Origin of the sequence: Micromonospora sp. NPDC005707 (assembly GCF_040631005.1) — a bacterium.
Taxonomy (GTDB): Bacteria; Actinomycetota; Actinomycetes; order Mycobacteriales; family Micromonosporaceae; genus Micromonospora.
Genome location: NZ_JBEXYR010000002.1, coordinates 546,309 through 554,979, shown reverse-complemented (window position 1 = coordinate 554,979; position 8,671 = coordinate 546,309). Strand labels below are relative to the sequence as shown.

Genomic DNA, 8,671 nt, shown 5'->3' with positions numbered 1-8,671 from the left:
TTCCCCATGCCGGGGCCCGCCCCCCCCCCCCCGGGGGGGCCGCCCAGCGGCGTCTCCGGATCTTGGACAGTTTCCGTTCGAGGCGAACGGAAACTGTCCAAGATCTCGGGTCGCAGGATGGGGGGCGTCAGCGGACGACCTTGACGTTGAAGACGGCGGTGCCGAGCCGGCCGTACAGGCGCAGCCAGATCGGCAGCAGCATCTCGGTGCCCCGGGCGGTGGTGATGTCGCCCAGGTCGATCACGTCGGTGTGGCCGAAGCTGGTCAGCAGTTCGGTGACCACCTTCTTGGCCTCCGCGTCGTCGCCGGAGACGAAGACGCTGTGGTCGCCGTCGGCGAGCTGCCGGGGGTACGCCATCAGATCGGCGGTGAGCGTGTTGAGCGCCTTCACCACCCGGGTGCGGGGGAACGCCCGCTGGATCTGCTCGCCGAGCGAGTCGTCGTTGAGCACCGACAGGGTGGGCGGGAGGCCCTTGCTGAAGTCGAGCGGGTTGGCGATGTCGAGCAGGACCTTGCCGGCCAGGTTCTCCTCGCCCGTCGCGGTGAGGGCGGGGAGTGCCCCGTCGCCGCTGGTCGCGTTGACCACCAGGTCGGCGTCGGCGGCGACGTTCGGATAGCTGGCGAGTGCCACGCCGGGGTGGGTGCTGGCCCAGCCGGCCCAGTCGCCGGCGCTGGTGGCCGCCACGTCGCGGGTGCCGACGGTGACCTCGTGCCCGAGCTCGGCTGCCCGGGCGGCGATCGTCCGGCCGACCATGCCGGTGCCCAGTACTGCGATGCGCATGTCGTTCCGTCCTCCGGTGATCGCGCGACGCCGATGCTCCGCGCTCGATGCGGGGAGACTAACAGACAGGTCTGTCTACTGCACCCGGGCGCGGTCTGACAAGCGCCGTCAGGCGCTCACCGGGGCGGTGGACGGACCAGTCTGTAGACTCTGCTGGTCACGAGGGAGGGACTGATGTCGCGTACGGCCCCTGGATCCGCCCGGGAGCGCATCCTGGACACCGCGTTCCGGCTCTTCTACGCCCACGGGCCGCGCGGGGTCGGGGTGGACACCGTCATCGCCGAGTCGGGCGTCGCCAAGGCCACCCTGTACAAGCACTTCCCGAGCAAGGACGACCTCGTGCTGGCGTACCTGGACAAGGTCGACCAGGCGTGGTTCGGCGCGCTGCGGGCCGCCGCCCGGGAGGCCGGCGACGATCCCCAGGAGCAACTCGTCGGCATGTTCGACGCGCTGGTCGGGGCCTGCCGCCGGGAGGGGTACCACGGCTGCGCGTTCATCAACACCGCCGCCGAGTCACCGACCGGCAGCCCGGTGCACGCCCGTACGGTCGAGCACAAGAACGTGGTCCGGGCGTGGGTGACCGACCTGGCCCGGCGGGCCGGGGCGGCCGAGCCCGAACTGCTGGCCCGCCAGCTCACCCTGCTGCTCGACGGCGGTCTGGCCAGTGGGGTGCTGGACGCCGACCCGGCGGTCGCCGAGGCGGCCAAGCGCACCGCCCGCGCCCTGGTCGAGGCCGCCACCGGCTGACGCGGCCGGCGTCAGCTCGTACCGGGGTCAGGCCAGCCAGGTGTAGCGGCGCTCGGGGCGGCCGGCGGCGCCGTACTTGAGGGTCACCTCGGCCCGTCCGCTGCCGGCGTAGTGCTCCAGGTAGCGGCGGGCGCTGACCCGGGAGATGCCGACCCGGTCGGCGCACTCGCTGGCCGAGAGCGTCCCCGCGTGCTCGCGCAGGGCGCGTTCCACCAGCTCGGCGGTCTCCGGGCTGAGGCCCCGGGGCAGGCTCGCGATGGCGGCCGGCGAGCCGCTGCGGGACAGCACCCGGTCGACGTCGGCCTGGTCGGCGACGACCGCCGCGCGCAGCGCGGTACGGCGGGCCGCGTACTGCTCCAGTCGGGTGCGCAGCTCGTCGAAGCCGAACGGCTTGAGCAGGTAGTTGACCGCGCCGTAGCGGACCGCCCGGCGGACCGCCTCCGCCTCCCGGGCGGCGCTGATCACGAGCACGTCGCAGTCGTGCCGGGCGGCCCGGAGCCGGGTCACCACGTCGAGGCCGAACATGTCGGGCAGGTAGAGGTCGAGCAGGACCAGGTCGGGGCGGAGCCGGTCGACCGCGGCGACCGCCTCCTCGCCGGTGCTGGCCGTGCCCACCACCTGGAAGCCGGCGATCCGCTCCACGAAGCCGCGGTGGATCCGGGCGACCATGAAGTCGTCGTCGACGACGAGTACGTCGATCATCGCGCCCCCTCCGGCACGCTGCTGAGCCCCGACATCCGGGCGGTGAACATCGCGCCCTCGTCGGTGTTGGTCACCGCGACCTCGCCCCCGCGACGGTGGCAGACCAGCCGGGTGAGCGCCAGGCCGATGCCGCGCTCGCCGCCCTCGGCCGCCTTGGTGGTGAAACCGTGGGTGAAGACTTCCTGGGCCAGCTCCGGTGCGACCCCCGGTCCGGAGTCGCGGACCACGATCTCCACCGAGGCGGCGTCCTGGCGCAGCTCGACCTCGACCCAGGCGGGGCGGTCGGACAGGTCGCCACCCACCGCCTCGACGGCGTTGTCCAGCAGGTTGCCGAGCACGGTGGCCACGTCCGCGGCCAGCTCCGGCGGCAGCCGGTCCAGCCCGGTCCGTTCGGAGACCCGCAACTCCACCCGGCGTTCGGCGGCCAGCGCCGACTTGGCCATGAGCAGCGCCGCGACCGCCGTGTCGTGGATCCGGCTGGTCACCGTGAGGTCGAGCGAGGCGCGGTGCCGGCTCAGCGCGTCGACGTACCGGACCACCTCGTCGTGCTCGCCGATCTGGATCAGCCCGGAGATGGTGTGCAACTGGTTGGCGAATTCATGGGTCTGCGCCCGGAGCAGCTCCGTGGTGCTGCGGAAGCCACCGATCTCCTGCTCCAGGCGGGCCAGCTCGGTCCGGTCTCGCAACGTGGTGACGGAACCGAGCCGGCGACCGTCCTTGCGGACCGTCATCCGGTTCATCACGAGCACCCGGCCGCCCCGGACCACCACCTGGTCCCGGGCCTCGGGCCCGCTGCCCGCCCCGGCCAGCACGTCCCGCAGCCGACCGTTGATCCTTAGCTCGGCGAGGCTGCGGCCGAGGCAGTGTTCGGGCAGGTCGAGCAGGCGCCGACCGACCGCGTTGACCAGGGTGATGCGGTGCTGCGGGTCCAGCGCGATCACTCCTTCGGCGATGCCGTGCAGCAACGCCTCCCGGTGCTCGGCCAGGCCGGCGATCTCCCGGGGCTCCAGCCCGAGGGTCTGCCGCTTGATCCGGCGGGCCAGCAGCCACGACCCGACCACCCCCAGCCCGCAGGCGATGCCCAGGTAGGTGAGCAGGTAGGACGAGGCTCCCACCAGCCGCTCCGACCAGGTCGGTGCCACCTCGCCGACCACCACCACCCCGAGGTACCGGCCGAGGTTCTTCTTCGTCTTCGGGTCGTCGCCGAGCACCGGCACCTGAGCCACCAGCTCCCGCGATCCGTCGATCTCCAGCTCGCCGTACCAGCTCCGGCCCTGCGCCACCTGGGGGTCGCCGAGCTCCACCAGGCTGCCCACCAGGGTCGGGTTCGTCGAGGCGACCACCCGGCCCCGCGCGTTCGCGACGGTCACCGACGTGACGCCGTACTGGTCGAGGATGTTCCGGACCAGCGGGGCGATCGCCTCGCCGGGTGCGGGCTGGTCGAGCTGGTCGCGGAGCAGGGGGCTGCCGCCGAGCCGTTCGCCCAGGTTGGCAACGCGTCGTCCCTCGACCCGGTTGAAGGTCGCCGCCGACTGCGCCAGCGACACGGCGGCCACCGCCACCAGCACCACGACGATGATCGCGAGCTGGAGGATCAGCAGCTGCCCGGCGAGCGTACGGCGCCGGGACGTGACCGCGACCACAAAGACCTCAACTTCCGCTGGTGACACAACGCAGACGGGCGACCCGCCCGAAGGCCATCATCTTGCCGCCGGACTCATTCGAAACGGAAGAGAAACATGATGGCAACTAGGAGAAACCTGCTGGTCATGGGCGTGGCCGCCGCGACGGCCCTCGCCCTGGGAGCCTGTGGTGCCACGGCCGACAAGGACGAGGCCGGCTCCGGAAGCGACGGCAAGCCGGTCAGCGGACTGCGGATCATGGTCCCGAACACCCCCGGTGGCGGGTACGACACCACCGCCCGGACCGCCGCGAAGGTCATGGAGGACGCCAAGATCGCTACCGGCGTTCAGGTGTTCAACCTGCCCGGCGCGGGCGGCACGGTCGGCCTCCAGCGGACCGTGAACGAGAAGGGCAACGGCAAGCTGGCCATGCAGATGGGCCTGGGCGTGGTCGGTGCCTCGTACACCTCCAAGTCGTCGGCGACGCTGACCCAGACCACCCCGCTGGCCAAGATGATCGAGGAGGCCGGCGCCATCGTGGTGCCGAAGGACTCCCCGTACAAGACCATCAACGACCTGGTCGCAGCGTGGAAGGCCAACCCCAAGGGCATCGCGGTCGGCGGCGGGTCCTCGCCCGGCGGCCCGGACCACCTGCTGCCCATGCAGCTCGCCAAGACCGTCGGCATCGACCCCCGCCAGGTCAACTTCGTCTCGTACGACGGCGGCGGAGAACTGCTGCCCGCCGTCCTCGGCGGCAAGGTCGCCTTCGCCGCCAGCGGCTTCGGCGAGTTCCTCGACCAGGTCGAGGCCGGCCAGATCCGGGTCCTCGCGGTCACCAGCGAGGCGCCGATCGAGGCGCTCAAGGACGTGCCGACCCTGAAGTCCGCCGGCATCGACCTGGTCTTCACCAACTGGCGGGGCATCGTGGCGCCGCCCGGCATCAGCGACGCCGACAAGAAGGTCTGGATCGACGCGCTGACCAGGATGCACGAGTCGGCGGAGTGGAAGGCCGAGCTCAAGAAGCGCGGCTGGACCGACGCGTTCGTCACCGGCGACGAGTTCGGCAGCTTCCTCACCGAGCAGGACAAGGCCGTGGCCGACGTACTCAAGCAGCTCGGGTTGGCATGAGCGACCTGACGACGCGTCCGGACCGGGACGGCGACCTGCCGTCCCGGCCCCCGGCCGTACCGGACATCCCGGCGCAGCCGGGCCCGGAGGCCGCCGCCGACGGAGCGGAGCCGGCGCCGCGGCCCGACCGGGCCCAGTACGGCGTCTGTGCGTTTCTCGCCCTGGTCGGCGCGTTGGTCATCGTCGACGCCACGACCCGGATCGGGAGCGCGATCAACACGGCCGACCCGATCGGCCCCAAGCCGGTGCCGATCCTGCTCGGCGTGCTGCTGCTCGTCATCGCGACGATCTACGCGGTGGACGTGGCGCGCGGCGGCGCCGGCGAGCCGGAGGCCGGCGAGGACGTCGACCTGAGCCTTCCGATCGACTGGCGCACCGTGCTGCTGCTGGTCGGCGCGTTCCTGGTCAACGCCGTGCTCATCGAACGGCTCGGCTGGGTGATCAGCGGGACGATCCTCTTCTGGGGATCCGCGTACGCGCTGGGCAACCGGCACTACGTGCGCAACCTGCTGATCGCCGTCGCGCTGTCGTTGATCACGTTCTACACCTTCGCCATCGGGCTCGGCGTCGACCTGCCCGCCGGCGTGCTGCAAGGGATCCTGTAGATGGACAACTTCGCCAATCTGCTCGACGGGTTCGCCAACGTGCTGACCCCGATGAACCTGCTGTTCGCGCTGATCGGGGTGACCATCGGCACCGCCGTCGGCGTGCTGCCCGGCATCGGCCCGGCGATGACCGTGGCGCTGCTCCTGCCGGTCACCTACGGCATGGAGCCGGCCCAGGCCTTCATCATGTTCGCCGGCATCTTCTACGGCGGCATGTACGGCGGCTCGACCACCTCGATCCTGCTGAACACCCCCGGCGAGTCCTCGTCGGTGGTGACCGCGATCGAGGGCAACAAGATGGCGAAGGCGGGTCGCGCCGCGCAGGCGCTGGCCACCGCCGCGATCGGCTCGTTCGTCGCCGGCACCATCGCCACCGTGCTGCTGGTGGTGGTCACCCCGCCGGTGGTGCAGTTCGCGATCAGCCTCGGCGCACCCGACTACTTCGCGCTGATGCTGCTGGCGTTCGTGTCCGTCACCGCGGTGCTCGGCGCGTCCCGGGTACGCGGCTTCGCCTCGCTGCTGCTCGGCCTGGTGATCGGCGTGATCGGCATCGACCAGTCCGGCCAGCAGCGGCTCACCTTCGGCGTGCCGCAGCTCGCCGACGGCATCGACGTGGTCGTGGTGGCGGTCGGCATCTTCGCCGTGGGCGAGGCGCTCTGGATCGCCGCGCACCTGCGCCGCAGGTCCGGCGAGGTGATCCCGGTCGGCCAGCCGTGGATGGGCAAGCAGGACTGGAAGCGGTCCTGGAAGCCGTGGCTGCGCGGTACGGCGTTGGGGTTCCCGTTCGGCGCGGTGCCGGCGGGCGGGGCGGAGATCCCCACATTCCTGTCGTACGTCACCGAGAAGAAGCTGACGAAGCACCCGGAGGAGTTCGGTCGGGGGGCGATCGAGGGCGTCGCCGGGCCGGAGGCCGCGAACAACGCCTCGGCCGCCGGCACCCTGGTGCCGATGCTGGCGATCGGCCTGCCGACCAACGCCACCGCCGCGGTGATGCTGGCCGCCTTCGAGGGGTACGGCATCCAGCCCGGCCCGCTGCTCTTCACCCGGGAGTCCAGCCTGGTCTGGACGCTGATCGCCAGCCTTTTCGTGGGCAACCTGCTGCTGCTGGTGCTCAACCTGCCGCTCGCCCCGGCCTGGGCGCGGCTGCTGCGGATCCCGCGCCCCTACCTCTACGCCGGGATCCTCTTCTTCGCCTCGATGGGCGCGTACGCGGTCAACGCGCAGCCGTTCGACCTGTACCTGCTGCTCGCCCTCGGCCTGCTCGGCTTCGGGATGCGCCGCTTCGGGCTGCCGATCCTGCCGCTGATCGTCGGGATCATCCTCGGCCCGCGTGCCGAGCTGCAGGGCCGGCGCGCGTTGCAGCTCTCCGGCGGTGAGCTGCACGGGCTGGTCGGCGGCTGGGTGTCCTGGCTGATCTACGCCACGATCGCCGTGGTGCTCCTCTGGCCGCTGATCGGCCGGTTCGTGGTCCGACCGCTGCGCGGAAGGGTGGTGACGGCATGACGGTGCTGGTGGGGTACGTCCCCTCGCCGCTGGGCGAGGCGGCCCTGCGGGCCGCGATCGAGCAGGCCCGGTTCCGCGACGAGCCGGTGCTGGTCGTGAACACCTCGCGCGGCGACGCGTACGTCGACCCGCGGCTCGCTCAGGAGCCGGACCTGGACCGGGTGGTCCGCGAGCTGGTCGCCGCCGGGGTGCCGCACAACGTCCGGCAGCTCATGCGGGGGCGGGACGCGGCGGAGGAGATCGCCGAGATCGCCGAGCGGGAGGACGTGTCGCTGGTCGTGATCGGCATCCGGCACCGCACCCCGGTCGGCAAGCTGATCATGGGTTCGACCGCGCAGGAGATCCTGCTCCGGGTGCCCTGCCCGGTGCTCGCCGTGAAGGCCGACTGAGTGGCGCCCGGGGTCCCCGGGCGCGCCCAGACCGGCCTTCTGCTCACGCACACCGTCGCGGTGCAGGCGGTCACCTTCATGCTCCGGCCGGCGTCCGCGTACCGGGCGTTGGAGTTGGACGTGCCGGGGGCGTGGCTGGGCGTGCTCGGGGCCAGCTTCGCCGTCGTACCCCTGGTGCTGGCCGTGCCCTCCGGGCACGCCGTGGACCGGCTCGGCGAGCGCCGCGTCGCGCTCGCCGGGTCGGCCCTGCTGGTCGCCGCCGGCCTCGGCTTCGTGCTGCTCGCCGGCTCGGTGGCCGGCCTGGTCCTGGCCAGCATGGCGCTCGGCACCGCGCACCTCTGCGCGGTGGTCGCCCAGCAGGCGCTGGTCGCCAACCGCACGCCGGCTCACCGGTACGACGCCGCGTTCGGCTACTACACCTTCGCGGCCTCGCTGGGGCAGGCGCTCGGCCCCGGCCTGATCGTGCTCTTCGGCGGGGACCGCACGATCCCCGACACCCGGGCCATCTTCCTCGGCGCCACGGTGGTGGCGCTGCCACTGCTTGTCGTCGCGCTGTTCCTGCGCCCGTCCGGGCACCACCGGCAGGCCGCCGACGGTCCCGGCGCCGGTGGGCTGCGCGACCTGCTCCGCGAGCCCGGCCTGGTCCGCGCCCTCACGGTGAGCTGCGTCGTCCTGGCGGCCGTCGACATCACCCTGGTCTACCTGCCCGCGCTCGGCGCGGAACGCGGCATCGCCGCCGGTGCGATCGGCATCCTGCTCGGGGTCCGGGCGGTCGCCTCGATGGCGTCCCGGCTGCTGCTCGGCCGGCTGGTGGCGGCTCTCGGCCGGCGGGTCGTGCTGGTCGGCACCGTGGTGCTCTCCGCCGTCGGGCTGGCCCTGCTGCTGCCACCGCTGCCGTTCGCGGTCCTGGTGGTCGTGGTCGCGGTGGCCGGGCTCGGGCTGGGTGCGGGCCAGCCGCTGACCATGTCGTTCCTGGCCGAGGTGGCCCCGCCCGGGCTGCGCGGCCGGGCGATGTCGCTGCGGCTCACCGGCAACCGGCTCGGTCAGGTTGTCATCCCCAGCGCGGCCGGCGCGCTCGCCGCCGGCACCGGTGCGGCCGGCGTCCTCGGCTGCACCGCCGCCGGCCTGGCCGGCGCGGCCGTCGCCGCCACCCGCCTGCACCGGCCCGCGGATCCGAATCCCTGAGTGAAAGAA

The 8,671-nt window shown here is 72.5% G+C and carries 9 protein-coding genes; 6 read left to right on the top strand and 3 right to left on the bottom strand.

Features of this window, described 5'->3' with window-relative positions; translation table 11 throughout:
• Positions 1-127: 127 nt before the first annotated feature.
• Positions 128-781, bottom strand: a complete 654-nt coding sequence (locus ABZ452_RS05170) for an NAD(P)-binding domain-containing protein (protein ID WP_357939055.1) — start codon at positions 779-781, stop codon at positions 128-130.
• A 174-nt stretch (positions 782-955) separates the two neighbouring features.
• Between ABZ452_RS05170 and ABZ452_RS05165 the strand changes: the two genes are divergently transcribed.
• Entirely contained in the window at positions 956-1,528 is a 573-nt protein-coding gene (locus tag ABZ452_RS05165; protein WP_357939053.1) for a TetR/AcrR family transcriptional regulator, read from the top strand.
• A gap of 27 nt (positions 1,529-1,555) precedes the next feature.
• On the opposite strand, the gene ABZ452_RS05160 is transcribed toward ABZ452_RS05165, so the two are convergent.
• Positions 1,556-2,230, bottom strand: coding sequence for a response regulator (locus ABZ452_RS05160; RefSeq protein ID WP_357939051.1), 675 nt, complete (start codon positions 2,228-2,230; stop codon positions 1,556-1,558).
• The gene (locus ABZ452_RS05155; RefSeq protein ID WP_357939049.1) at positions 2,227-3,873 is read right to left on the bottom strand and encodes an ATP-binding protein; all 1,647 of its coding nucleotides are present in this window, start codon (positions 3,871-3,873) and stop codon (positions 2,227-2,229) included. The genes ABZ452_RS05160 and ABZ452_RS05155 overlap by 4 nt, the downstream gene beginning before the upstream one ends.
• Before the next feature lie 99 nt (positions 3,874-3,972).
• Between ABZ452_RS05155 and ABZ452_RS05150 the strand changes: the two genes are divergently transcribed.
• The 5 genes from ABZ452_RS05150 to ABZ452_RS05130 are packed head-to-tail and all read left to right on the top strand — an operon-like array spanning position 3,973 to position 8,662.
• Positions 3,973-4,980: a tripartite tricarboxylate transporter substrate binding protein gene (locus ABZ452_RS05150; RefSeq protein ID WP_357939047.1), complete on the top strand. Its 1,008-nt coding sequence runs from the start codon at positions 3,973-3,975 to the stop codon at positions 4,978-4,980.
• On the top strand, positions 4,977-5,585 hold the full coding sequence (locus ABZ452_RS05145) for a tripartite tricarboxylate transporter TctB family protein (RefSeq protein ID WP_357939045.1): 609 nt from the start codon (positions 4,977-4,979) through the stop codon (positions 5,583-5,585). Before ABZ452_RS05150 ends, ABZ452_RS05145 begins: the two co-directional genes overlap by 4 nt.
• On the top strand, positions 5,586-7,088 hold the full coding sequence (locus ABZ452_RS05140) for a tripartite tricarboxylate transporter permease (protein ID WP_357939043.1): 1,503 nt from the start codon (positions 5,586-5,588) through the stop codon (positions 7,086-7,088).
• The gene (locus ABZ452_RS05135) at positions 7,085-7,477 is read left to right on the top strand and encodes a universal stress protein (protein ID WP_148430790.1); all 393 of its coding nucleotides are present in this window, start codon (positions 7,085-7,087) and stop codon (positions 7,475-7,477) included. The genes ABZ452_RS05140 and ABZ452_RS05135 overlap by 4 nt, the downstream gene beginning before the upstream one ends.
• Complete coding sequence (locus ABZ452_RS05130) at positions 7,478-8,662, top strand: MFS transporter (RefSeq protein ID WP_357939041.1); 1,185 nt, start codon at positions 7,478-7,480, stop codon at positions 8,660-8,662.
• Positions 8,663-8,671 lie beyond the last annotated feature (9 nt).